Genomic DNA, 24,282 nt, shown 5'->3' on the forward strand with positions numbered 1-24,282 from the left:
TGCCCAAGGACCGTGTCGAGACTCATCGCTACGGGAGCCTTCCCGATGGTGCGTATTGGACGTCGAAAATACGTGTCTAAACAGGTCGTTTTGGACTGGGTTGAGGCCCAAACAAGATATTATTCAGGGTGCGTGGAGTCGGTGCTATCTCAATCAGGAGACAGCCTATGCGACTCTATAAACGTAACGGCGTCTACCACGTTACCTACCAATCAAGAGGTGGAAAACAGGTTAGACGCTCTCTTAAAACCCGTGAAAAGAGAATAGCCGAGCAAAGGGCAGCCAAGCTCGAACTGACAATCCATGAGGTGCATCTTTTCGGCAAGGAACCTGCCCGGAGTTTCAAAGAGTTGATGCTCAACTATCTACAAGCCAAGCAAACAAGCAAAGGATTTGCGCGTCTACAGTATGCGTGTAGGCCTCTGATTGAATACTTCGCTGACAACGATGTGACTCAGCTCAATGAAACCCATGTGGAGCAGTACATTACTTGGCGTTCCCAGTCGGTTACCGATGGGACCATCAAGCGTGAAGTGGGTGCCTTATCTGCTGCTTTCAATCATGCCATAAGGAAACAGAAATGGCGGATTGAGAACCCCTGTCGTCTAGCGGAAAGACCTAAAGAGCCCAAGGGCAGGGTGCGGTATCTGACCCATGCTGAGGCCCAGAGACTGTTGCAGGCCGCTGAATCACCTGTGAACGCCGAAGGGATGGCCCTTACCAGTCAGTACAAATCCCCTGTCTTAAGTGACTTTATTGAACTGGCTCTGAATACCGGTTGTCGTAAAGGAGAGCTGCTCAACCTTAAGTGGGAAAACATCGATTTCTCGACTCGTCTTCTCCATCTGGAGGTAACCAAGAGTGGGGAATGGCAGACAGTTCCCATCAATGAGGCTGCAAGGCAGGTTCTGGTACGACGAATGCGGTTGAGGGATGAAATCTGCCCTGATACACAGTGGGTCTTCTTTCATGTTGTACCGGCTCTTAATACAAAGGTAGGGGATAGGGTCAAGAATGTGAGAAAAGCCTTCTCTACGGCCTGTAGGCGCGCAGGGATAGGCAACTTCCATATCCATGACCTACGCCACACCTTTGCCAGTTGGCTTGTGATGGAAGGTGTGCCGCTCTTTGAGGTGAGCAAACTGCTCCGTCATGCCAGTATCCAGATGACAGAACGGTATGCCCATTTGGCCCCGGATTACCTGCATGATGCAGTGGCTAGTCTCGGATTTTCAGCACGTTTTCAGCACACTGAAAAACCAAGGAGACAGTGCTCTACCAGAATGACTTAAATACAAGTGCTAAATGGTCGGGGTGAGAGGATTTGAACCTCCGGCCCCTGCCTCCCGAAGGCAGTGCTCTACCAGGCTGAGCTACACCCCGACGATGAGATTGAATGATAGGCCGCCGCTATCCTTGTTTAGCAGGTTCTTCAGTAGGTTCGGGATACCGAGAACTCTGCCAACTTCGATAGGGCATTTCTATAGTCAGATGGAGGCAGGAGTTCCAGAGCCTGTTGCGCCTGTGCAGCATACTCTCCTGCGATACGGGAAGTGTACGCAAGGGAGTCAGTGGATTCAATGATGGCGACAATGGTATCAAACTGAGATCGGTCTCCCGTTGATATGGCAGCCTGGATGAGTCTGTTGTCGCTCGGTGTGCACACACGCAGCGCATGGATCAGGGGCAGAGTCACCTTGCCGTCGGCAAGATCATCGCCAGTGTTCTTGCCGATATCTTCTGTTTCAGAGCGATAGTCCAGTGCATCGTCAATAATTTGGAATGAGATGCCGATGTTGAGTCCAAATTCAGCAAGCGCTGACTCCGTGGCTGGTGCCGCGTTGGCTAGCAGGGCGCCAATCTGGGCCGCTGATTCAAACAGTTTGGCCGTTTTACGGGTGATCGTCTCGAGGTAGTCAGCCTCGCTCACGTTTGGTGAGTTTGCATTCAGCAATTGAAGCACCTCACCTTCAGAGATTCGATTAGTCGTTGCTGCCATGATCCGCATGACTGACATTCGATCTACAGCGACCATCATTTCGAAGGCTCTGGAATAGAGAAAGTCACCGACTAATACGCTTGCGGGGTTGCCCCAGACCGCATTCGTGGTTTTACGCCCACGTCGTAGATCTGACTTGTCGACGACATCATCGTGTAGGAGCGTGGCCGTATGGATGAATTCAATCACTGCACCAAGGTCGATGTGCGCGGTGCCCTGGTAGCCGAGCGACCGAGCCGCCAGCAACAGGGTTATTGGCCGTAACCGCTTGCCGCCAGCATCAACGATGTAGCGACCGATTTCCCGTATAAGCGGAACATCAGACTCAATTTGATTTTCAATGTGTCGATTGATCGCAGAAAGGTCATCTGAGACAAGTGACATGATCTCGTCAAGCAATGTGGTTGGATGCGTTGCTGCTGGGCGCAACTGTCTCTTGTTTGGCTGCAACCTAGATGGTGTTGGCATGGGTCGACTGCTCTTTTTGCTGTAGTTGCCAGTTGAACACCAATTGACGGTGGTCGACTGATGAAATAAAATTCGGCGCCGATTTAAAGCTATTTGCGTCTAGATCACCCCAATACTGCCGGAATATCAGCGGAGACACAATAATGTATGCGGTTGTTAGAACAGGCGGCAAGCAGTACCGGCTTGGAGTTGGAGACAGTGTCAAAGTCGAAAAACTACCCGATGAGGTCGGCAATATTGTTGAATTATCACAGATACTGATGGTCTCGGATGGGAGTGAGGTAAAAGTGGGTACGCCACTTGTGGCAGGCGCATCGGTCAAGGCAGAAATTGTAGGGCACGGTCGCGACAAAAAAATAAGAGTGTTTAAAATGAAACGCCGGAAACAGTATCGCCGTACCCAAGGTCATCGACAAGCGTTTACTCAGTTGAAAATTACCGAGATAAACGCCTAAGGTCAGTCTCAGAGGAATAGATTCATGGCACACAAGAAAGCAGGAGGGAGTTCCAGGAACGGCCGAGACTCTGAATCAAAGAGGCTTGGCGTTAAGCGATATGCCGGTGAGGCCGTGCGCGCAGGTAATATCATAATACGCCAGCGTGGCAGTTCATTTCATCCGGGTGTGAACGTCGGCATGGGTAAAGACTTCACTTTGTTTGCTCTTGCAGAAGGTAAAGTCAAGTTCGAGGTTAAAGGTCCTAAGAGTCGAAAAACCGTGAGCGTGCTTGCAGAAAGCTGAGCGATTGTTACAGAGGTTCCGTGAAACGCCCCGCTAAATGAGCGGGGTTTTTTGTAACGGGTTGACACCTGATGAAATTCGTAGACGAAGCTACTATTGAAGTTCTTGCCGGCAAAGGCGGAGACGGATGCCTGAGTTTCAGGCGTGAAAAATTTGTGCCGCGCGGTGGACCTGATGGTGGTGATGGTGGTCGAGGGGGTGATGTTGTGCTTGTGGCCGATGGCGGGATCAATTCGTTGGCGCAGTTCCGGTATAAACGAAAGTTTTCAGCTGTTGACGGCAAAGGAGGAGCAGGCCGAAATCGGACAGGTGCTGGCGGTGAAGACTGTCGCATCCGCGTTCCGGCAGGAACGTTGGTATATGACGCGGATACCAAAGAAAGAATCACGGATATTAATCGATCGGACACAACATTTGTGGTAGCGCAAGGTGGCCGTGGTGGGGTCGGCAACATCCGCTTTAAGTCCAGCACCAATCGGGCGCCAAGGCGGACTGTGCCGGGGACACCGGGTGATGCACGCACACTTCGTCTCGAACTACAGGTTTTGGCAGATGTAGGCCTGCTGGGGCTTCCTAATGCGGGTAAGTCGACATTTCTGCGTGCTGTGTCGCAAGCAAGACCCAAAGTCGCTGACTATCCATTTACAACATTACACCCTCAACTCGGCGTTGTTGATATTGATGTGGACAGCAGTTTCGTGATTGCAGACATACCTGGGCTTATCGACGGTGCCGCAGCAGGTGCCGGCTTAGGGGTCCGCTTCCTCAATCACCTGAGGCGGACCCGGCTTCTCCTGCATATGGTGGATGTCGGGCCTGAGATATCGAACGACCCGGTGGCGGATATTAAGACGGTTGAAAACGAGCTTGCCGCATTTGACCCCGACCTTGCGAGCCGACCACGCTGGCTCGTGTTGAATAAGGTAGATCTGATGTCGGATGAGGAAGCTGACCAAATTCTCCAGACTCTGGTTGAATCGCTGAGTTGGACATCACCCAGCTTTGTTGTTTCCGGTTTAACGGGCAAAGGGTGTCGCGAGTTAGTGTTTGGGGTTCAAGGCTGGCTTACAAAACAGGATCAATCGACCCGACAATGAAAACAACGGATAGGCGTTGGGTTGTAAAGATTGGCAGTGCCCTGTTGACCGACCTGACGTCAGGTCTGAATCAACAGATGATCACGCGGCTGGTCGGTGAGATAGTCGAGCTGCGGGAGCAGGGCGTGGACGTCGTACTGGTATCTTCGGGGTCTATTGTTGAAGGGATGCAGCGTCTCGGATGGAAGGAACGACCCAGAGAGTTGCACAAGCTGCAGGCCGCTGCCGCGGTTGGTCAAATGGGTCTGGTTGAGACTTACCAGAGAGCATTTAGTGAGTACGGTGTACAAGCAGCCCAGGTTTTACTGACCGATGCTGATCTCACGAATCGAGGCCGATACCTGAATGCCCGAAGTGCATTACGGACACTGCTTCAGCTTGGCACGGTGCCAGTTGTGAATGAAAACGACAGCGTGGTGACACAGGAGATCAGGTTCGGTGACAACGACACACTGGCCGCCCTGGTGACCAACCTGATTGAGGCGGAGTATTTGCTGATCTTGACCGATCAGGAAGGTCTGTATAACCGGGATCCCAGCTCAGCAGAACCTGCCCAGTTGATACGAGAAGGCGTGGCGGGTGATCCGCTGTTGGAACAGTATGCCGGCCCGGGCAGTGAACTGGGTCGCGGCGGCATGTTGACAAAGCTCCAGGCGGCGGGGAAAGCGGCCCGGTCAGGTGCATCGACCATCATTCTGTCAGGCCGCCATGCCGGACGTTTGACTGAAGTACTTGATGGTCGGGTCAATGGTACTTTGCTGAGGGCGGGATCTGGTCGGCTGACGGCTCGAAAACAATGGCTTGCCGGTCGCCTGCGGGCAAGTGGTCGATTGTTGCTGGATTCTGGTGCGGTTAAGGTGCTGACCCAGTCAGGACGCAGCTTATTGCCTGTGGGTGTCCGTGCCGTTGAAGGCGCCTTCGATAGAGGGGAACTGGTCGATTGTGTCGATGAGACCACAGGCGCGGTTGTCGCGCGTGGATTGGTTAATTACAGTTCAGTTGAGGCTGGCCAGATTATCGGACAGCCCAGCGCTAAGATCGAACAGATTTTGGGTTATGTTGACGAACCCGAACTGATACACCGTGACAATATCGTGATTCAGTGACGATGAGTGTCAAGAGATAAGGCTGAGTGTGATTAGCTTGCGTGGGCTTTCAGGCGGGCATTCAGGCGGCTTTTCAATCGGGCAGCCTTGTTTCGGTGTTCAAGGCCTTTGCGGGCAGATTGATCAATTTTTGACGCGGCTTCCCGATAGGCTTTTGTGGCCGCTTCTTTATCCTCGTTTTCGAGCGATTTAAGGAATGTTTTGATGCTCGTGCGCATCGATGAGCGTTGCGAAATGTTTCGAGCCCGATGCACAGTAGCCTGACGTGCCCGTTTTCGTGCCTGGAGAGTATTTGCCAAACCGTGTTCTCTTGTAGATATTACTGAAAAAATGAGGCGCAAGTATCTTCATCCGATGCCTCTTTGTCAATCGCCAATTCGAGTGTTATACCCCGGACTGAGGTTAGTCAGTCGGTCTCCTTGTAGATGCTAATGGACCGATAGAACCATGGTTTTGCACAAGATGTTCAGATCGACCCTGACGGTGAGCCTGATGACGTTGTTGTCACGGATAACCGGACTTATCCGTGACATCGCATTTGCGCAGATCCTGGGCAGTGGACTGGTCGCAGATGCTTTCTTCGTTGCGTTCAGGATCCCTAATTTTTTCAGACGAATTTTTGCCGAAGGTGCTTTTACGGCAGGCTTTGTACCGGTCTATGCAGAATACGAATCTCGGTATCCTGCCCCCCAGGTGAGGCTCTTCTTGGATCTAATGCTGGGTCGACTGGCGCTGATTCTACTGCTATTTACCCTGCTGGGGGTTCTGGGTGCGCCATGGCTGGTGGCGATGATAGCGCCTGGTTTTGTTGAGCAAGCCGATAAGTACGCAGCGACCGTGTCAGCTCTGCGGTTTACCTTTCCGTATCTTTTCTTTGTCTCCTTGGTTGCCATGGCGGGCGGCATACTCAATGCCCGTGATCGATTTGCAGTTCCGGCTGTTACGCCGGTTCTTTTGAATTTGTGTTTGATTGGTGCTGTGATTTGGGCAGTCCCGTTTGCCACCAATAAAGCCCTCACACTGGGCATTGGTGTTTTTGTCGCCGGGATGGTTCAACTCGGGTTCCAATTGCCTTTTTTGGCCTTTGAGAAACGACTGCCAGTTCCAAAAATAAGACCAGGAAAAGACACGCAGGCTATTGCGGCCGATGGTGTACGTCGCGTTTTCTCGTTGATGTTGCCGGCGGCGTTTGGCGTATCAGTTGCGCAGATCAACCTGCTTATCAATACGGTGTTGGCTTCGTTTCTGGTAACGGGAAGCGTTTCCTGGCTGTATTATTCCGATCGACTGATGGAGTTTCCCGTGGGTGTTTTCGGGATCGCCCTGGCAACAGTGATTTTGCCAAAACTTGCCACACAGATTTCCGAACATGCTGTAGAGGAATACTTTCAGACCATCGATTGGGCACTGCGTTTGGTGTTGCTGGTGGTGTTTCCCGCTGCAGTTGCATTGGTCGCTCTGGCCTACCCGCTTATGGTGACGTTGTTTCAGTACGGTGAATTTTCTGTCGAAGATGCGCGCATGGCAGCCAGAAGCCTGGTCGCCTTCTCGCCGGGGCTTATCGGTTTTGTCCTGGTGAAGGTTCTGGCACCTGGGTTTTATGCCAGAAAGGATACTAAAACCCCGGTCCGAGCAGGAGTTATTGCGATGGTTGTCAACGCGCTGTGCGCAGTGATACTGACGAAGGCGCTGTTGTTCGGTCATGTGGGCCTGGCAGCAGCGGTGTCGATATCGGGCATTGTTAATGCCGGGCTGCTTTATCGCTATATGGTTCGGGATTCGGGGTATACGTCGGGGCCGGGCATGGGTGGTTTTGTGGTTAAAACAGCTGCCGCGGCCATCGTGATGGGGGTCGTACTGTGGTTCGGCGTGCCGGACCGGCAGTTCTGGACTGTTGCATCGCTCGGTGGTCGATTGTGGCAGCTGGTGATATGGGTACCGGCAGGAACAGTAGTATATTTCGGTTGCCTATATCTGGTCGGTCTAAAACCACACCGCTTATTTCAACCTCAGGCTTAGATAACAATCTGTGAAGAACATTGAGCAATCAGAACCAGCGGTTATCGTGCAGATTGGCAGTCCTGTCGAGTCGAAACTGTATGTGCTTGCAGAGGCTTCGGAGTTGTTGCCGGTTGTCAGAAAGATCACCGAGAACGCTTACGAGCGGTTGTCCAGGCTCGATGAACGGCTCGATCTGATGCTGCTGTGTGACCCTCGACGAACTGCGATCGCTGATGAATACGAGAAAATTGTCCGCAAGTGGATCGCCAGTATCACCAGACTCGGTGCTATACCAAACGGTCTGTGGCGGGTGGATTTCGATACTGGTGAAGGTTATCTCTGTTGGCGGTTTCCGGAATTGAGAATAGGATTTTTTCGCAAATACGACAGCGAGTTCGATGACCGGAAGCCCGTGAACTTACTGATTGAAGAGACAGCGCCAGTCTGGGCCTGAATGGCACGGGTGCACAATTTCTGCTGACATACCGGAAAGCAAACTGCTATGGAACTGATCAGAGGGCGCCAAAACATCTCCAGCAGTACAAAACCGAGTGTCGTGTCGATTGGTAATTTTGATGGCGTTCATCTGGGACATCTACAGCTGATAGAAATGCTGCACAAAGAGGCCCATCGTGCCGGTGTTCCGGCAACGGTGCTGACGTTTGACCCACATCCTCACGAATTCTTCAGTGCCGCAACGGCACCCCCGAGACTGTCGACTTTTCGGGAAAAGCTCGAACAGTTGAGTAAAGCCGGAGTCGACAAGGTTGTGTGTCTCCGATTTAATGCGTTATTGGCAAGAACGTCGGCCGAAGATTTTGTCAGGGAATACTTGATCAACGGACTGGGCGTACGAGCCCTGATTGTCGGTGATGATTTCAGATTTGGCCGTAATCGGAATGGAGATTTCACCCTGCTGCAAGAAATGGGTCGGCAAGCTGGTTTCGCGGTCAGTTCAGTTGAAACTTTTATTGTTGACGGTCATCGGGTGAGCAGTTCACGAATTCGCCAAATCCTGCAGGATGCTGACTTTCGATTGGCAGAGCGCTTGCTGGGCAGGCCATTTGCTATCAGTGGTCGAGTTGCGCATGGTGATAAGCGCGGCCACACTTGGGGATTTCCAACCGCAAATCTGATGCTTCGACACAGTAACTTGCCGGTCGGGGGTGTCTATGCGGCGACTGTAAGTCGACGCGAAGGTGAAAAGCTTCATGGCGTCGTCAATGTGGGTTTTCGACCGACTGTCGGGGGCAAGCGATTTCTGGTCGAAGTGCATCTTCTGGATCATGATGAGAATATTTATGGTCAGCGGCTGACGGTCGAGTTCAGGCACAAGATGCGACCGGAAAAACATTTTGAGTCTTTCGATCACCTTAAAGTGCAGATCGGTCGGGACATTGAACAGGCGCGCAAATTTTTGAGAGAGATGTACCCTCTATGAGGTCTTGCGATGCGTCTAAAATGTGATATCGGAGGATTGTTATACCTGGCCGGTGCGGGAGCCGTGGTGGCACTCGATCGGCTGACAAAACTATTTGCGGTCGATAGACTAGATCTGGGTGAGGTGTACACTGTGGTGCCTGGGTTTAATCTGGCACTGGTATTGAATCGGGGTGCAGCATTCGGTTTTCTGGCTGATTCAGGTGGTTGGCAGCGGTGGTTTTTTGTTATGGTGGGACTCGCTATTAGTGTTCTGATTATGGTGACTCTTCTTCGACAGGGTCAGGCCAGTAAGCTACTCAGACTGGGACTTACACTTATTCTGGGCGGTGCGCTGGGAAACATCATAGACCGCGTTAGCCAGGGCTATGTCATCGATTTCGTCGATCTGCATTGGCAAGTGTGGCACTGGCCGGCATTCAATGTGGCGGATGTGGGGATAACTATGGGCGCATTGATTGTGCTGCTAGACGTATTCGGGTCAATGCGCGCGACACCAGGGGGGCGCTGATTTGCGCGGGTTGAACATGGTTGTCACCGGCAATGAAACAGTGTTGTTTCACTACCGCGTGCTGCTTGCCGACGGACGTGTCGTCGAATCCTCCGGAGCAAATCCAGAGCGTGTATGTCTGGGGGAGGGCGCTGTGCCTGCGAATTTGGAGGATTCTTTCACTGGCCGTCATCCGGGGGAGGCTTATCATATTGATATCGATGCTGGAGAACAGGTTTTCGGGGTTGCAGACGTCGACAATTCGGTCATTTTCCCGCTCAGTGACTTTCCAGCTGACATCGAACCGGTTGTCGGGGTCTTGGTAGAGTTTGACCTCCCTCATGGCGGTGTGTCAGCAGGTCGTGTGGTTCGGGTTGAAGATCAAGAGGTGTTGGTGGACTTCAATCATCCACTTATGGGAAAGAACGTGTGCTACGAGATCAAGATTGTGAAGGTTCAGCCAGGTTCGGCGGGGTCGTAATGACTGTGGCCAAATCAGATTTAATACAGACCAGAGTTCAGTTGTCACTGGCCAGCCCACGTGGTTTTTGTGCCGGCGTGGACCGTGCGATTGAGATCGTTAGAACAGCTTTAGCGCACTACGGCCCGCCTATCTATGTTCGGCATGAAGTGGTCCACAATCGGAGCGTGGTCGATCAACTCCGCTCTGATGGTGCGGTATTTGTGGATGAGTTGTCCGAGGTGCCGGACGAATCAATCGTCATTTTCAGTGCGCATGGGGTATCTCGAGAAGTTCAGCAGGAAGCATTGGATCGAAATCTGAAGGTGTTTGATGCAACATGCCCCCTGGTCACCAAGGTGCATTCAGAGGTTTCACGCTATGGACGGGAAGGCAAGGCTGTTATTCTGGTCGGGCACGCTGGCCATCCGGAAGTTGAAGGGACGCTCGGTCGGGCGATGGGCGAGATTTATCTGGTCGAATCCATCGAAGACGTTGTTTCCCTAACGGTTTCAACGCCTCAGTCGGTTGCCTATGTCACGCAAACTACGCTGTCGGTCGATGATACAAAGGAGATTGTTGATGGCCTCAAATTGCGGTTCCCGGCAATTGAAGGCCCGCGTCGAGACGATATCTGCTATGCCACACAAAATCGGCAAGATGCTGTAAAAAAGCTGGCCGAAAGGTGTGAGCTGATATTGGTCGTTGGTTCTGAGAACAGTTCGAACTCAAACCGTCTGCGCGAGATTGCCGAACGGCAGGGGCGTACAGCTTATCTGATCGATGGCGCTCAGGACATCCGATCAGAATGGCTAAGCACAGTCTCAACGATTGGCGTAACAGCTGGGGCGTCTGCCCCTGAAGCGTTGGTTGCGAATGTTATCCATGAACTAGAGGCAAGAGGCGGAAAGCTCATAAGCGGGCAGTCTACCGTTGACGAAGGTGTGTCTTTTGCGCTGCCACACGAATTGAAAGGTCTGGAAACGTAACAATGTCATTAGCCAGGTTGGTAGGGTAAAGAATATAATAAACACGCTTGTAGATCGTTCAAGCGCATCTGAACCTAAACCGATTGTGCCGGTGTAGCTCAGTTGGCAGAGCAGGGCATTCGTAATGCTCAGGTCGGAGGTTCAAATCCTCTCGCCGGCACCAGTTTCGCGATCATCAGCATATCTTCAAATGAGGTTTTCCAATTAACACGAAAGAAAAAGACGTGACCCACTCGGGGCATCGACACAAACAGGTCTTGGTAACGGGTGGGGCTGGTTTCCTGGGTTCTCACCTGTGTGAGGTTTTGGTCGAGGAAGGGGCAGATGTATTGTGTCTGGACAATTTCTACACCGGGTCAAGAGTCAACATACAGCACCTGCTGGGGAAGCCGAACTTCGAATTGCTTCGCCACGATGTTACTTTTCCGATATATATCGAGGTTGATGAGATCTACAATCTGGCCTGCCCAGCTTCGCCGATTCATTATCAACACGATCCTGTGCAGACTACAAAAACCAGCGTTCACGGTGCAATCAACATGCTGGGACTGGCCAAAAGGACCGGTGCCCAAATTCTTCAAGCGTCGACCAGCGAAGTGTACGGTGACCCCGAAGTACATCCGCAGCCCGAAGACTACTGGGGGCATGTCAATCCGATTGGTCCGCGCTCTTGTTACGACGAGGGCAAACGATGTGCAGAAACCCTATTTTTTGATTACCACAGACAGCACAATCTTCCGATCAAGGTTGCCCGCATCTTTAATACTTATGGCCCGAGGATGCATCCCGATGATGGTCGGGTGGTGTCTAATTTCATTGTGCAGGCACTGAAAGGAGAATCCTTGACGATTTACGGGGATGGTTCACAGACACGCTCATTTTGTTACGTCGATGATCTTGTGGATGGGTTGGTACGCCTAATGCGGACGGATGACCATTGCACCGGTCCGGTAAATCTCGGCAATCCAGATGAGTTTCAGATTCAGCAGCTGGCAGACAGGGTATTGGCCCTGGTCGGTTCGAAATCGAACATTGTCTACAAGGAGCTGCCGCAAGATGATCCACAGCAGAGACGCCCTGATATCACACTGGCAAAGGCGCAGCTGAACTGGCAGCCGAGTATTGCGCTGGACGAGGGATTGCGCAGAACCGTTGAATATTTCAGGTCACTGCTGGCGCAATGAGGTCCCAAAGCAGGACGACTCTGGCAGCTCTCTGACGACTAGAGTTTCTAGCTCAGGAGGTGACGTAAGCTCATCTGGTGAGCTACCCGCTGACGCAGACTGACGGCTCCTCAATTTCAGGAGCACGTTATGCATAATCTGCAGGAGTATGGTCTCTGGCTGGTGCTGGTGACCATCAATGCTGTTATCGTCAGCCAATGGGTGGATCAGCTGATCGCCATGTCAGGTGAGGCAGCGGGTCTTGCTGCCGGCCTTTTTCTAAGTATCTTTCTCGCCAGTCTGATGTTTTTACTGATTGGTGGGGTGATCTCGCGGTTGGATCGACGGCGGAACGAAGAGAAGCTTCGAGCAATTAGAGCCTTAAAAGCTGTGGCCGTGATCTGAGTCCGTTTGAACGCCCTGCCGGACTGGTTGGTTTGTGTGAGATTTTGGGATCGGATCAAACGAACCGCTAACGCTGACCCTGGCCATCGTTAGAATGACTATACCGTGATGTCCGATCGAGATGCCTCTGCTGCGTTTGTGAATCGTTGTTATCGTCGATACTATGTCGATCACTGTCCATTGAGATCAGGAAGTCTGGAATGCGTACAATCCGGCAATATCATCGTGCGTGATCTGGCGCACAAGGGCTAGGGCACCAAGTGTTATTTGATACTTTCCTCCGCAACGACTCGCTTAACTTGACCCGTTCGATATCCGTCAAGAGGTTCTGAAGTGATGAACAACTATCGAGTTGCACTTATCCCTGGTGATGGCATCGGCCGTGAAGTGCTCGATGAAGGCGTCAAGGTGATGGAGGCAGCAGCGAGGCGTTATGATTTTCAGTTCAACTGGTCCGAATTTGACTGGAGTTGTGAGCGTTTTCACAGTGTCGGTGAAATTATGCCTGCTGATGGGCTGGAACAACTGCGTGATTTTGATGCCATCTATTTTGGTGCTGTGGGTTTTCCCGGTGTGCCCGATCATGTGTCACTCTGGAATCTGCTGATCCCTATGCGCCGTGGTTTGAAGCTGTACGTTAATTTGCGTCCAGTCCGCCTGCTGCCGGGCATGGTCTCACCGTTAAGAGACCGTGACCCCGGTGACATTGATTACCTCATTGTCAGAGAGAACAATGAAGGGGAGTATTCTGACGTGGGCGGCCGGGTATATACCGGGACAGAACAGGAGGCTGCCATTCAGCAGTCTATTTTTACCAGGATCGGCACCGACCGAATTCAACGTTTTGCGTTTGAACTGGCCGCAGCCCGACGTGGCCACCTGACGTCAGCGACCAAGTCAAACGGAATAATTCATTCAATGCCCTACTGGGACGAACGGTTTGAGGTCAATGGCAAAGACTTTCCCGGGATAACGACTGACCAATACCACATAGATATTCTTTCTGCCCGCCTGGTGCTTAGCCCCGACTGGTTCGACGTGATCGTCGCCAGTAATCTTTTTGGCGACATTCTTTCGGATCTGGGCCCCGCCACCACGGGAACGATAGCTATTGCGCCTTCGGCGAACCTTAATCCTGAGCGGGAGTTCCCATCGCTTTTTGAACCTGTGCACGGCTCCGCACCGGATATTGCCGGTAAAGGCATCGCAAATCCAATTGGTCAGATATGGTCTGGTGTGATGATGCTTGATCATCTCGGAGAGCAAGCAGCGGCCAATGCCGTGATGGCGGCGATAGAGGAATTATTAGCATCACCAGGGGGTGTTAGAACCCCTGATATAGGCGGTAACGGATTGTGCCGGGATGTCGGAGACGGCATTGCCCAGATTGTGGCTGGCACCTAGAGGTAATCGCGACGGATCAGTAAATGGCTGGAGCCCCCGGAGGCCTGGTCTTGAATCGTTTGTGGACCCAGAAATACTGGTCCGGTAGCCGACGAACACATTGTTCGATAGCCCGATTCATAATTTCGCTGTCCAATTGTTCGTCGCCAGTTGGAAAATCTTCCAGCGGGGGGTCCAGAATGACCTCAAACCCTCTTCCGCCCTCGAGAATGCGTGTGGAGCACGGCAACACGACTGCACGGGTCATCCGCGCCATTCGGCCCAACACCGGCCATGTGGCGGTGGGCACATTGAAGAACGGCGCGAAAACTGCACGTCGAGGTCCGGGATCCTGATCAGGCAGGTAGTAACAAACCATTCCGTCGCGAATAGATCGAATCAAACCTTTGAGGTCACTTTTCCGTTCAAACATCTGTCCACCAAATCGGCTCCTGGCCTGTAGCATGAGCTTGTCGAGCACTTTGTTCCGGTTGTTCTGATAAATACTGACACTGGGATAGCGGGAAGAAACGAACATGCCAGCGACCTCCATCGCAACAAAATGGGGTGCGAGCAAAATTACCCCACATCCTTCGTTGTTAGCATTGGTTAAATAATGTTCGTTTTTGAGTGTGATTCTTTGGTCGAAAGCCTTCTTTGTCCCCCACCAGACAAATCCGGACAGAAGAAACATTCGGGCCGTATTTCTGAAATTTCGGCGCAAAAGCCGTTTATGTTCAAGCGCCGACTGGTCGGGAAAACACAACTGTAGGTTCCGGGAAGCAATATGCCGCCGGGAGGGTACACACACCCGAAGAACGTCACCAAACAGTCCGCCCACATAATACAGAAACGGCAGGGGCGCCATACTCAGGATACGCAGAAAAAATACCCCTGCCCACGTCGGCCAGTACTGCAATCCATACAATTTTTCGTTGGTGTTGTAGATGGCTGGTGCTCCAGAGGCTATCCTTAGTGCATGACTGGCCTTAACCAAGGCATCGCGGACAAATCACCGACGGCCATCACTTGTGAAAGGGTCTTCCGTGGACAGCGTAAAATGCTTGACTGGGTGATGTGATTTGTGTGGGTTAGACTGAATAGCCATCCATTATAAAACAGGGTTTTCGTATGACTGAAGAGTTGTTTCGCTCTGATGCCTATCTTCGCGAGTGCACAGCTGTGGTTACCGCTGTTAACGAAAATCGAGTACAACTGGATAAGACTGTTTTTTACCCGGAAGGTGGAGGCCAGCCCGGGGATACCGGCTGGATGATTTCTGCTGGCGGATCGGAGATCCAGATCGTTGATACGCAACATCATTCCAGCGAAGGGCTGGTTCACGTTATCGGAGTAGATGGATCTCTGCCTGCCATCGGGCAGGACGTCCGGCTGCGTATTGACTGGGATAGACGGTATCGCCTGATGCGTATGCACAGTTGTATGCATATGTTGTGCAGTGTAGTCCCCGCACCTGTCACTGGTGGCTCGATACGGGACGGGCAGGGGCGGTTGGATTTTGATCTACCAGAAACGATAAATAGGGCGGAACTGTCAGAGCGTCTGAATGAAGTCATTCGATTGAACCGTTCAATGACGCTCCAATGGATTACCGACGAGTCACTTGCAGCACAACCTGAATTGGTCAGAACGATGTCTGTTAAACCGCCTGCAGGGACCGGCACCATCAGGTTGGTTAAGTTTTCGGGAATAGATCTACAACCCTGCGGTGGGACGCACGTGGCAGCAACGGGCGAGATCGGCCGGGTGAGGATAAAAAAAATCGAAAAAAAGGGTCGTCAAAACCGTCGTGTTATTGTCGTATTCGACGATGATAGTGATCTCAGTAGTTGACGTCAGGCATTTCAGACTTGCGTCTTTTAACAAAATCTTTAAGGGCTTCATCAATTCCGGGATCGATGGGTGGCGGCTCATATTCAGCCAGGGTGGTTTTCCATATCTGGTTTGCCCGTTTGGCCGCGTCTAATGCACCTTCCGATTCCCATTGTTCAAAGCTGTTATTGTCAGCGGTGGTGGATCGATAGAAAGCTGTTTCGAAATTAGATTGCGTATGGTCACAGCCCAGAAAGTGATTGCCCGGCCCAACCTCGCGTATTGCATCCATGGCCTGCCCGTTTTCAGAATCATCAACACCGGACAGGAAAACTTCAATCATTGCTGCCTGATCGGCATCTAGAATAAACTTTTCGTAGCCCATGGAGAGTCCCCCCTCCAGCCAGCCGGCGGTGTGAAGCATAAAGTTAACCCCCGCAAACATCGCGGTCTGCAGCGTGTTAGCAGACTCATAGGCTGCCTGGGCATCTGGTAGTTTGGAAGCGCACAAGCCACCGCCACTCCGATAAGGCACACCCAGGCGTCGTGACAGAGCCGCCGTAATTAGAAGAACCATAGACGGTTCTGGCGTGCCGAATGTCGGCGCCCCCGATTGCATGGATATAGCGCTGCTGAATGTGCCGAAAATCACAGGTGCCCCAGGTCTGATTAACTGGGTAAAGGCGAGGCCGGCCAGCGCTTCGGCGAGGATCTGAGTACAGGTACCGACAACTGTGACAGGCGACATGGCGCCGGAAAGTATGAAAGGGGAAATGACGGTGGCCTGATTGTTTTCAGCGTAGACGCGTGCCGCCCCCAGCATGGTCGCATCATAAGTCATCGGAGAGTTTGCATTAATGAGACTTGTGATAACGCAGTTTTTATCGACGAAGTCTTCTCCAAAAACAAGTTTTGCCATGTCCACAGAATCTTGCGCTCTTTCCGGAGCCGTAACCGAGCCCATAAAAGGCTTGTCGGTCCAACGTAGATGGCTGTAGATCATATCCAGATGCCGCTTATTCACCGGTATGTCTACGGGCTCACACAAAGTTCCACCGGAATGGTGCATCGCGGGTGTGCTGTAGGCCAGTTTGGTAAAGTTCTCAAAGTCCTCAAGTGTTGCGTAGCGACGCCCCTTATCCAGATCGTGCACAAAAGGTGGCCCGTAAGCTGGCACCAGGACGCAATGGTCGCCGCCAATCTTGACGCTGCGTTGTGAGTTCCGGGCATGTTGAACATACATCCCCGGGGCAGACGCCTGGATGATCTCTCTGCACATGTTTTTTGGGAAACGAACACGCGTACCATCGATCTTTGCACCGGCTTTTTCGAAAAGAGATAAAGTGGGTTGGTCGTCTTTGAATTCAATGCCGATTTCCTCGAGGAGGATTTCGGCATTGGTTTCGATTGTGATCAGCAATTCTTCGCTGGCCATTTCATAGACCGGCACCTTGCGTGTGATATAGGGCACACTCCGAGCGGATGTAGTGGCCCGTTTTGCCCGTTTGGCCTCTCTTGCGCTTCCGCGTTTTTTCCGGCGCGTGTTCATATTCCGGTAGAATCAAATGGCTCAAGCTTCATTTTCGGTAGAACATTGTGTGATTTCTGCTCGACGAGCGACTAAGGCGTAACGTTCAGCGTCACTTGGGCTTGATGGTGCGACCCAAAATGACGCAAATCAGATAGACGTCGTCGTTCAACAGTTTGGCCGGGTGATCTCTAACGTGGACGCATGCGTGATTGGGCCAATACAATACGCGGTCCAAGTTTCAGCTCGGATTCGTCTGCTGAATAAGGGTCGGTAGAAGGCCTTGCTTAACCAACGCTGCGCGATTCGGATAATTCGATGAGAGACCAAGCCAGGGGTGTCTTGACAGGTGGGAGTGTCGTTACCTTGCAGGAGCTGGAAAGACGTCGTGCTTTTTGAAAGAAAGGAGTTCACTTCCGGGTCGACGTGGCACGTGGCAGGGTTGCTACTGCTTTTCAATCAGTTGCGACGCTAGGGAACAAACATTTGTTGTCGACCATATGGTCTCAAGTGTATAGGGGATAAACAACAATGAAAGTACTGGTACCCGTCAAACGGGTCATCGATGCAAATATCAAGGTTCGTGTGAAATCGGATCAGTCAGGCGTTGAGCTGAACAACGTGAAAATGGCAATGAATCCTTTTTGCGAAATAGCAGTTGAACAGGCGATCCGCCTGAAGGAGTCGGGCTCGGTCGAGGAGATCATCGTTGTTACGGCCGGTGCTGCCCAAGGTCAGGAAACGCTGAAAACAGGGCTTGCCATGGGTGCTGATCGTGCGATATTGATTGAGACTGAAGAAGCTCCTGAGCCATTGGCGGTCGCAAAGTTGCTAAAAGCTGTTGTGGATCGCGAGGGGCCTGGTCTCGTTATATTGGGGAAACAGGCAATCGACGGTGATAACAACCAGACAGGTCAGATGCTGGCGGCGTTGTTAGGCTGGTCCATCGGTACGTTTATTTCCAATCTGGTCGTCGAGGAGGGCGTGGTCAAGGTAACGAGAGAGGTAGACGGTGGCCTGGAGAAGCTCGAGCTTGTGCCCCCCGCAGTGGTAACCGTGGACCTTCGGTTGAATGAGCCACGGTATGCTTCTCTGCCCAATATCATGAAGGCGAAGAAAAAGCCACTGGATACTTTCAGCCCATCCGATCTTGATGTCGATGTCACGCCTCGTACCGAGTTGATCAGCGTAGTCGAACCTCCCGCGAGAGAAGCTGGTGTCAGAGTGGGGAGCGCGGAAGAACTTGTCGAAAAACTAAAGAACGAAGCCAAGGTGATCTGAAGATGGGTATTCTTGTTATAGGTGAGCACGACAACGATGAACTTAAGCCATCGACACTAAATACTGTGACAGCGGCACAGGAACTGGGCGATGAAATTGATTTATTGATTGCTGGTACCAACTGTGGCGTCGCAGCGGAGCATGCTGCACGGGTGACCGGCGTAAAGCGCGTACTCAAGGTGGATGACCCGTCGCTTGCAAATTCGTTGGCGGAAAATCTATCACCCTTGATTGCTGAGTTGGCGGGCGGGTATACGCATGTCCTTGTGCCGGCATCGACCTACGGCAAGAACATCATGCCCCGCGCTGCAGCGTTGCTCGATGTTCAGCAGATCTCAGACATCAGCGGGATTGAGAGTGAAGATACATTTGTACGGCCGATATATGCGGGAAATGCCATGGCGACCGTTCGTTCAAAAGACACCATAAAAATGATTTCTGTACGGACCACGGCATTCGAGTCGGCTACCGAAGAGGGAGAGGCGGCTATTGAAGAGATTTCAGGCGCTCAGGAATCAGGATTGTCAAAGTTTGCTGGTGAGGAACTTACCCGATCTGAAAGACCTGAATTGACGACAGCGGATATCATAATTTCTGGTGGCCGCGGAATGCAGAGTGGAGAAAATTTCGCAATGCTAGAACGCATAGCGGACAGATTGAACGCAGCGGTTGGGGCTTCCAGGGCTGCTGTTGATGCAGGCTATGTTCCCAATGATTACCAGGTCGGACAAACCGGAAAGGTGGTCGCGCCAAATCTATATATTGCGGTGGGTATTTCAGGTGCGATTCAGCATTTAGCAGGCATGAAGGACTCAAAAGTTATTGTTGCAATAAACAAAGACGAAGAGGCCCCGATTTTTCAGGTCGCGGACTACGGCTGGGTCGTAGATCTTTTCGAAGCAATACCGCAACTTGAAGCAGCGCTTGGCGATGGCGGCTAAGGACGGTCTGGTGCCGCTGCACTAAGAGAGTTGACTGAATGAAGTGGTGACCGGCAGAGCCGGCCACCACGCCCAACTTGTTACAATCGTCAGTTGTTAACTGCAGTTCCGGCACCTCCATGTGCTCAAGGATTCTGAGCCTGACTGACAGCGTTTATTTTGAATAATCCGTTTCGAATTTTCTGTGAACTGGTTCACACGGCGGGATTACTCAGAGTGTTCATCGGTGTCATCTGCCAGTTCGAGCGAATCGATGCTTGATGCCCGGCGAATAATCTTGTCGGTTGAAATGCGGATTCTCCTGAAGTCCTCGGCCATTGCGTCGTAGTTTTTTTGCAAAGAAGCGATTCTTGTGTCTAGGCGCTGAACATCCGTCATCATGGCAAGAACTTCAGTTTGAATAATATCAGCCTGTTCCCGCATCTTAACGTCCCGAAATATGGCGGTTATGGTGTTCAGGGTAGCCCACAATGTAGATGGTGAGACAATATAAACGCGCTTGCGGTACGCCATCTGAACGAGATCTTGATGGTCGCAATGGATCTGTGCATAGACGGATTCTGCCGGTATAAACATTAAGGCATTTTCGGATGTCTCGCCGGGAATAATATAGCGCGAGGCGATTGCCTCAATATGGCTGGTGACATGCACTGAAAATGCTTTTGAATGGCGTTTTTTCTCTTCTTCTGTCGTTGCTGCCACAACCAATCTGTAAGACTCCAGGGGAAATTTTGAGTCGATAACTGTGGGCCCCGGTGGATTCGGTAACTGCAGCAGACAGTCTGCCCGGCGGCCATTGCTTAAGGTGGCCTGGAACTTGTAGGCACCCGGAGGGAGCGCATCCTGAATCAGCGCTTCGAGCCTGAGTTCACCAAATGCCCCCCGTGCCTGCTTATTATCGAGCACGTTTCGGAGCCCGCTGACCTCGGTGGACAGTTGAGCGATATTTTTCTGCGCATGGTCGATTACGGCCATACGCTCCTTGAGTTGGCCAAGGTGTCCGACAGTAGACTGATCCTGTTTCAGTAATGCATCCCTCAGCATCCGTTCTTGTTTAAGGAGTTGTTCATTCATCAGCTGTTGATGTGTCTGAAACAGAGTTGCGACATCAGTACTGGTCAGTGGTTGTTGGCGAAGACTGCGGATAAGTGCAAACACGGCGATGGCAATAATGACTACCACACCGAGAATCAACATTTCATTCAGCATCAGGGTAATCCCATCACCCAATTTGGATCAGCAGATGTTCAAGTTCTGCCGGGGAATCGACCATATGGTCAGCACCCCAATTATCCGGCAGATCGTCAGGTGATGCGTATCCCCAGGTAACAGCTACGGTGGTAGTGCCCGCAGCGCGGCCAGCCATGATATCCCGCAGGTCATCGCCTATCAGTGCCGTGGTTGAGGTCTTTCTACCGTTCAGGCGGCATGCATGAAGTACCGGCTCGGGTTCGGGTTTGTTGGTCGGTAGAGTATCTCCACAGACTACGACAGCCGCTCTGTGGGACAGGCCCAACGCATTCAACAGGGGATCAGTAAAACGTGCCGGCTTGTTTGTAACAATTCCCCAACTGTGGCCGGCTGCTTCAAGACGGGTCAGTAATTGGTCTATTCCGGGAAACAGACAGCTGCCTTCACAGACATGCTGATCATAATAATCAAGCAGTTGATCTCTGAGAATCTGAAATCCTTTTGCGGCAGGTGAGACAGAAAAACCCTGTTCAATAAGTCGAGCGCTACCTGCGCCGGCCCAGCAGCGAGCGTCTTTTAGTGAAACCTTGGGTTTGCCGTGCGTGGTCAATACGAAGTTAAGCGCTGCTACAAGATCAGGGGCAGTGTCAACCAGTGTGCCATCAAGGTCGAACAACAGATGATTGATCGCCATTAGCTCGTTATGAACCCCGGGACTCGTTCGTGGCAGTAGAACCCCGGCGGAAATGCAAGATGTAATTCACATCGACATCCCCGCCCAGGGAGTACTCCCGGGAAATCGGGTTGTAATGTAGGCCGATGGATCCGCTCAGGTATAAACCGGCATCACGGGCCCACAGATCCAGTTCTGATGGTTTAATGAACTTCTCATAGTGATGTGTTCCACGAGGCAACAGATTGAGTACATATTCCGCTCCAACGATAGCAAATAGCCAGGATTTGGGGTTGCGGTTTATTGTTGAGAAAAAGACATGACCCCCTGCCCGGGTGAGCTCTGCGCAGGCGAAAACGGTTGCGGCTGGAGATGGGACGTGTTCCAGGAGCTCCATACAGGTAACCACATCGTACTGGCCAGATTCGTCGTGTACCAGTTCTTCGACTGTGCCCTTGCGGTAGTCGATGGACGCAGAACGATCGCGGGCATGCAGTCTGGCGACAGAGATGGGCCCTTGTCCCGCGTCTACTCCGGTGACTGAGGCGCCTTTCTCCCACATGGACTCGGTGAGTATGCCTCCGCCACAGCCAATGTCGATGACTTTTTTATCTCGCAAACAGACCTGTTCTTCGATGTAATTTAGCCGCAGGGGATTTATTTCATGCAGGGGGCGAAATTCACTGTTCGGGTCCCACCAGCGACTGGCCAGTTTTTCAAATTTCGACAGTTCGTTAGGGTCTACGTTTTGCATCGATCTGAGGCGGCATTGTTGCCATATGGAAGTGATCCCGGGTATTTTATGCTCGGCCCTTTGAAAATTGGCAACAGAGTCTCTGATAGAGTTGGTTTACACAGGCACAGGGTGGGCTCTGCACTGGAATATCTTGAATATAAGGGTAAGCCCGCACTATAATCGGACCGTTTGTTGCGGGGTGGAGCAGTCTGGCAGCTCGTCGGGCTCATAACCCGAAGGTCGTAGGTTCAAATCCTACCCCCGCTACCAGTTATGGTATGACTACGACCCCGCTGTTGCGGGGTTTGTTTTTGAAGGCCAGCGGTGGTTGTAGCCGGCCCAGCAGGCGGGTATCGTGTTTGGCAATGTGACAGTACTGCGAGAACTGCTCGAGCCAGTAATCGAAGCCATGGGCTACGAGCTGGTAATGGTTGAGCTGACGGGTTCAGGCTCGAAGACATTGAGAGTCTATATCGATTCACCAGGGGGTATCGTGTTAGATGACTGTGCGACGGTTAGTCAGCAAGTCAGCGTTTTGCTGGATGTGGAAGATCCGATTTCGGGGGAGTATGCACTGGAAATCTCGTCGCCCGGCCTCGATCGGCCCTTGGCCAAGCCGGAACATTTCCGCCGAGCTGAGGGCGCCATGGTAAGAATAAGAATGACCACATCACACCTCGGAAGGCGAAATTTCACTGGCTTGCTGAAATGCGTTTCTGGTGAAGGGGCTGTAGTCGAAGTCGATGGAGAGGAGTACGAACTCGCCTACAACGATATGGACCGGGCAAGGCTGGTTTCGGAATTCGAGAATAAGATTCCGCGATCGCGACGATAATTCTGGAGATTGCGGCATGACCAAAGACGAAGTTTTAATGATGGCGGATGTTCTTTCTCAGGAAAAAGAGCTCGAAAAAGATGTGGTATTTTTAGCTATCGAGGCGGCACTGGCCACAGCAACTCGAAAACGACATCGGGAAGATATCGAAGTTCGTGTTTCGATTGACCGGGAAACTGGTGACTATGAGGCATTTCGCCAGTGGGAAATCGTTGATGAAGATACAGATCTAGAGAGTCCTACCAGGCAGATGACCCTGCCCGCTGCCAACATCAGTTATCCGGATGTGGCGCATGAAGTCGGCGGATTTGTGGAGGAACCACTGGAGGTGGTGTCAAAGTTTGGTCGGATAGAAGCGCAGGCTGCCAAGCAGGTAATCAACCAGAAAGTTCGTGAAGCTGAGCGTTCACGGATATATGAAACTTTCAAAGATAGAGTGGGTGAGATGGTCCAGGGTGTTGTTAAGCGTGTCGGGCATCGGGAGGCTATCGTTGATATCGAAAGTGTGGAAGCGTCATTACCAAGATCTACCTGGATTGACAGGGAGGCACTTCGTAACGGAGACCGAATCAAAAGCATTCTCACGGAAGTTAGGTCTGAGGCGCGCGGGCCACAATTGATCCTGGATAGAAGGAGCTCGGAACTTGTAATTGAACTTTTTAAACTGGAGGTCCCAGAAGTTGGCCAGGGAATTATCGAGATTCTCGGCGCTTCCCGCGATCCCGGATCTCGTGCCAAGATAGCAGTGAGGTCCAATGATCCCAAAATCGATCCGGTTGGCGCTTGTGTCGGAATCCGTGGTGCGCGGGTTCAAAGTGTTTCAAATGAACTCAATCTGGAGCGGATCGATATCATTACCTGGACAGAATCACCGGCTGAATTCGTCATTAAGGCCCTACAGCCGGCGGACGTAGATTCAATCGTAATTGATGAAGAATCAAAGGCTATGGATGTGGTAGTGGATGAGAACCAGCTGTCTCTGGCAATCGGTCGCGGTGGGCAGAATGTACGGCTAGCGTCAGCATTGACGGGCTGGGAATTGAATATCATGACCGATGAGGCTGCTTTGGAAAAGGCCGAGCGCGAAGCACAGATATCTTGCGAGCGTTTGCGAGAGCAGTTGAACATAGACAACGATGTCGCTGAGGTATTGGTCGAAGAGGGGTTTCTGACGCCCGAAGAGGTGGCTTACGTGCCGGTTCAGGAACTGGTCGAGATCGAAGGTTTTGATCAGGAATTGGTAGAGCAATTACGGAGTCGAGCAAAAGAATTCTTGGATATTCGTGAGTTTACTGAGCTGGAGAAAACAAGACCCGAGGACGACTTGCTCTCGATGGAGGGCATGGATGAGGAGACCGCCCAGCTATTTGCACAAAATGGCGTCCGTTCAATGGAAGATCTCGCCGAATGTGCGACCGACGAGCTTGTTGAACTCAGTGGTATTGATGAAGCACGAGCTGCAGAACTCATAATGACGGCCCGTGCACCTTGGTTTGCAGAGGCCCAATAGAATTTCGGGAAGA

At 51.9% G+C, this 24,282-nt stretch carries 26 protein-coding genes and 3 tRNA genes; 21 read left to right on the forward strand and 8 right to left on the reverse strand.

What is annotated here, in order from left to right; all coding sequences use genetic code 11:
- Positions 1 to 167: 167 nt before the first annotated feature.
- Positions 168 to 1,292, forward strand: coding sequence for a tyrosine-type recombinase/integrase (locus MK323_05255; GenBank protein MCH2481567.1), 1,125 nt, complete (start codon positions 168 to 170; stop codon positions 1,290 to 1,292).
- A gap of 14 nt (positions 1,293 to 1,306) precedes the next feature.
- Here MK323_05255 and MK323_05260 read toward each other — a convergent pair.
- Both MK323_05260 and MK323_05265 read right to left on the reverse strand, forming a co-directional pair.
- Positions 1,307 to 1,383 (reverse strand) — tRNA-Pro (locus MK323_05260).
- Between the two features lie 49 nt (positions 1,384 to 1,432).
- Complete coding sequence (locus tag MK323_05265; GenBank protein MCH2481568.1) at positions 1,433 to 2,383, reverse strand: polyprenyl synthetase family protein; 951 nt, start codon at positions 2,381 to 2,383, stop codon at positions 1,433 to 1,435.
- 227 nt (positions 2,384 to 2,610) lie between these two features.
- Between MK323_05265 and rplU the strand changes: the two genes are divergently transcribed.
- From rplU to proB, 4 genes are all read left to right on the forward strand, one after another.
- Positions 2,611 to 2,922, forward strand: a complete 312-nt coding sequence (gene rplU / locus MK323_05270; GenBank protein ID MCH2481569.1) for a 50S ribosomal protein L21 — start codon at positions 2,611 to 2,613, stop codon at positions 2,920 to 2,922.
- Positions 2,923 to 2,946: 24 nt separating this feature from the next.
- Positions 2,947 to 3,207, forward strand: coding sequence for a 50S ribosomal protein L27 (rpmA, locus tag MK323_05275; protein ID MCH2481570.1), 261 nt, complete (start codon positions 2,947 to 2,949; stop codon positions 3,205 to 3,207).
- 71 nt (positions 3,208 to 3,278) lie between these two features.
- On the forward strand, positions 3,279 to 4,304 hold the full coding sequence (gene obgE / locus MK323_05280; protein ID MCH2481571.1) for a GTPase ObgE: 1,026 nt from the start codon (positions 3,279 to 3,281) through the stop codon (positions 4,302 to 4,304).
- On the forward strand, positions 4,301 to 5,410 hold the full coding sequence (proB, locus tag MK323_05285) for a glutamate 5-kinase (protein MCH2481572.1): 1,110 nt from the start codon (positions 4,301 to 4,303) through the stop codon (positions 5,408 to 5,410). Before obgE ends, proB begins: the two co-directional genes overlap by 4 nt.
- Before the next feature lie 32 nt (positions 5,411 to 5,442).
- On the opposite strand, the gene rpsT is transcribed toward proB, so the two are convergent.
- A complete protein-coding gene (gene rpsT, locus MK323_05290; GenBank protein ID MCH2481573.1) occupies positions 5,443 to 5,709 on the reverse strand; it encodes a 30S ribosomal protein S20 in 267 nt (88 codons plus the stop codon).
- Between the two features lie 148 nt (positions 5,710 to 5,857).
- Here rpsT and murJ point away from each other — a divergent pair, with 148 nt between their 5' ends.
- The 10 genes from murJ to MK323_05340 all read left to right on the forward strand — a co-directional run bounded on the left by murJ (position 5,858) and on the right by MK323_05340 (position 13,762).
- Positions 5,858 to 7,429, forward strand: a complete 1,572-nt coding sequence (gene murJ / locus MK323_05295; protein MCH2481574.1) for a murein biosynthesis integral membrane protein MurJ — start codon at positions 5,858 to 5,860, stop codon at positions 7,427 to 7,429.
- Positions 7,430 to 7,439: 10 nt separating this feature from the next.
- Positions 7,440 to 7,865, forward strand: a complete 426-nt coding sequence (locus MK323_05300) for a DUF2203 domain-containing protein (GenBank protein MCH2481575.1) — start codon at positions 7,440 to 7,442, stop codon at positions 7,863 to 7,865.
- 48 nt (positions 7,866 to 7,913) lie between these two features.
- Entirely contained in the window at positions 7,914 to 8,852 is a 939-nt protein-coding gene (gene ribF, locus MK323_05305; protein MCH2481576.1) for a bifunctional riboflavin kinase/FAD synthetase, read from the forward strand.
- A 9-nt stretch (positions 8,853 to 8,861) separates the two neighbouring features.
- Positions 8,862 to 9,362, forward strand: coding sequence for a signal peptidase II (lspA, locus tag MK323_05310; protein MCH2481577.1), 501 nt, complete (start codon positions 8,862 to 8,864; stop codon positions 9,360 to 9,362).
- Positions 9,363 to 9,378: 16 nt separating this feature from the next.
- The gene (locus tag MK323_05315) at positions 9,379 to 9,822 is read left to right on the forward strand and encodes an FKBP-type peptidyl-prolyl cis-trans isomerase (protein ID MCH2481578.1); all 444 of its coding nucleotides are present in this window, start codon (positions 9,379 to 9,381) and stop codon (positions 9,820 to 9,822) included.
- Entirely contained in the window at positions 9,822 to 10,790 is a 969-nt protein-coding gene (gene ispH / locus MK323_05320; GenBank protein MCH2481579.1) for a 4-hydroxy-3-methylbut-2-enyl diphosphate reductase, read from the forward strand. Before MK323_05315 ends, ispH begins: the two co-directional genes overlap by 1 nt.
- 87 nt (positions 10,791 to 10,877) lie before the next feature.
- Positions 10,878 to 10,953, forward strand: a tRNA-Thr gene (locus MK323_05325).
- Between the two features lie 61 nt (positions 10,954 to 11,014).
- Entirely contained in the window at positions 11,015 to 11,974 is a 960-nt protein-coding gene (locus tag MK323_05330; protein MCH2481580.1) for an SDR family oxidoreductase, read from the forward strand.
- Positions 11,975 to 12,103: 129 nt separating this feature from the next.
- Positions 12,104 to 12,358, forward strand: coding sequence for a hypothetical protein (locus MK323_05335; protein ID MCH2481581.1), 255 nt, complete (start codon positions 12,104 to 12,106; stop codon positions 12,356 to 12,358).
- 333 nt (positions 12,359 to 12,691) lie between these two features.
- Entirely contained in the window at positions 12,692 to 13,762 is a 1,071-nt protein-coding gene (locus MK323_05340) for a tartrate dehydrogenase (GenBank protein MCH2481582.1), read from the forward strand.
- Positions 13,763 to 13,778: 16 nt separating this feature from the next.
- On the opposite strand, the gene MK323_05345 is transcribed toward MK323_05340, so the two are convergent.
- Positions 13,779 to 14,669 carry a lysophospholipid acyltransferase family protein gene (locus MK323_05345; protein MCH2481583.1) on the reverse strand — a complete coding sequence of 297 codons (891 nt, stop codon included), beginning with the start codon at positions 14,667 to 14,669 and terminating at the stop codon, positions 13,779 to 13,781.
- A 203-nt stretch (positions 14,670 to 14,872) separates the two neighbouring features.
- On the opposite strand from MK323_05345, the gene MK323_05350 reads away from it, so the two are divergent.
- On the forward strand, positions 14,873 to 15,595 hold the full coding sequence (locus tag MK323_05350; GenBank protein MCH2481584.1) for an alanyl-tRNA editing protein: 723 nt from the start codon (positions 14,873 to 14,875) through the stop codon (positions 15,593 to 15,595).
- Here MK323_05350 and MK323_05355 read toward each other — a convergent pair.
- Positions 15,585 to 17,123, reverse strand: coding sequence for a trimethylamine methyltransferase family protein (locus tag MK323_05355; GenBank protein MCH2481585.1), 1,539 nt, complete (start codon positions 17,121 to 17,123; stop codon positions 15,585 to 15,587). The genes MK323_05350 and MK323_05355 overlap by 11 nt on opposite strands.
- Before the next feature lie 510 nt (positions 17,124 to 17,633).
- Here MK323_05355 and MK323_05360 point away from each other — a divergent pair.
- Together MK323_05360 and MK323_05365 are read left to right on the forward strand one after the other, a co-directional pair.
- On the forward strand, positions 17,634 to 18,383 hold the full coding sequence (locus MK323_05360; protein ID MCH2481586.1) for an electron transfer flavoprotein subunit beta/FixA family protein: 750 nt from the start codon (positions 17,634 to 17,636) through the stop codon (positions 18,381 to 18,383).
- 2 nt (positions 18,384 to 18,385) lie between these two features.
- On the forward strand, positions 18,386 to 19,324 hold the full coding sequence (locus tag MK323_05365; protein ID MCH2481587.1) for an FAD-binding protein: 939 nt from the start codon (positions 18,386 to 18,388) through the stop codon (positions 19,322 to 19,324).
- A 207-nt stretch (positions 19,325 to 19,531) separates the two neighbouring features.
- On the opposite strand, the gene rmuC is transcribed toward MK323_05365, so the two are convergent.
- From rmuC to ubiG, 3 genes are read right to left on the reverse strand one after another with little or no spacing between them, the layout of a single operon-like run.
- A complete protein-coding gene (rmuC, locus tag MK323_05370) occupies positions 19,532 to 20,533 on the reverse strand; it encodes a DNA recombination protein RmuC (GenBank protein ID MCH2481588.1) in 1,002 nt (333 codons plus the stop codon).
- Positions 20,534 to 20,546: 13 nt separating this feature from the next.
- Entirely contained in the window at positions 20,547 to 21,209 is a 663-nt protein-coding gene (gene gph, locus MK323_05375) for a phosphoglycolate phosphatase (GenBank protein MCH2481589.1), read from the reverse strand.
- A gap of 7 nt (positions 21,210 to 21,216) precedes the next feature.
- Positions 21,217 to 21,942: a bifunctional 2-polyprenyl-6-hydroxyphenol methylase/3-demethylubiquinol 3-O-methyltransferase UbiG gene (gene ubiG / locus MK323_05380; GenBank protein ID MCH2481590.1), complete on the reverse strand. Its 726-nt coding sequence runs from the start codon at positions 21,940 to 21,942 to the stop codon at positions 21,217 to 21,219.
- A gap of 175 nt (positions 21,943 to 22,117) precedes the next feature.
- On the opposite strand from ubiG, the gene MK323_05385 reads away from it, so the two are divergent.
- The 3 genes from MK323_05385 to nusA all read left to right on the forward strand — a co-directional run bounded on the left by MK323_05385 (position 22,118) and on the right by nusA (position 24,269).
- Positions 22,118 to 22,194: transfer RNA gene (locus tag MK323_05385), tRNA-Met, on the forward strand.
- Between the two features lie 85 nt (positions 22,195 to 22,279).
- Positions 22,280 to 22,759: a ribosome maturation factor RimP gene (gene rimP, locus MK323_05390; GenBank protein ID MCH2481591.1), complete on the forward strand. Its 480-nt coding sequence runs from the start codon at positions 22,280 to 22,282 to the stop codon at positions 22,757 to 22,759.
- 16 nt (positions 22,760 to 22,775) lie between these two features.
- Positions 22,776 to 24,269, forward strand: a complete 1,494-nt coding sequence (gene nusA, locus MK323_05395) for a transcription termination factor NusA (protein ID MCH2481592.1) — start codon at positions 22,776 to 22,778, stop codon at positions 24,267 to 24,269.
- The last annotated feature ends 13 nt before the right edge of the window (positions 24,270 to 24,282 follow it).

This window comes from Gammaproteobacteria bacterium (assembly GCA_022450155.1).
Classification (GTDB): Bacteria; Pseudomonadota; Gammaproteobacteria; order Arenicellales; family UBA868; genus REDSEA-S09-B13.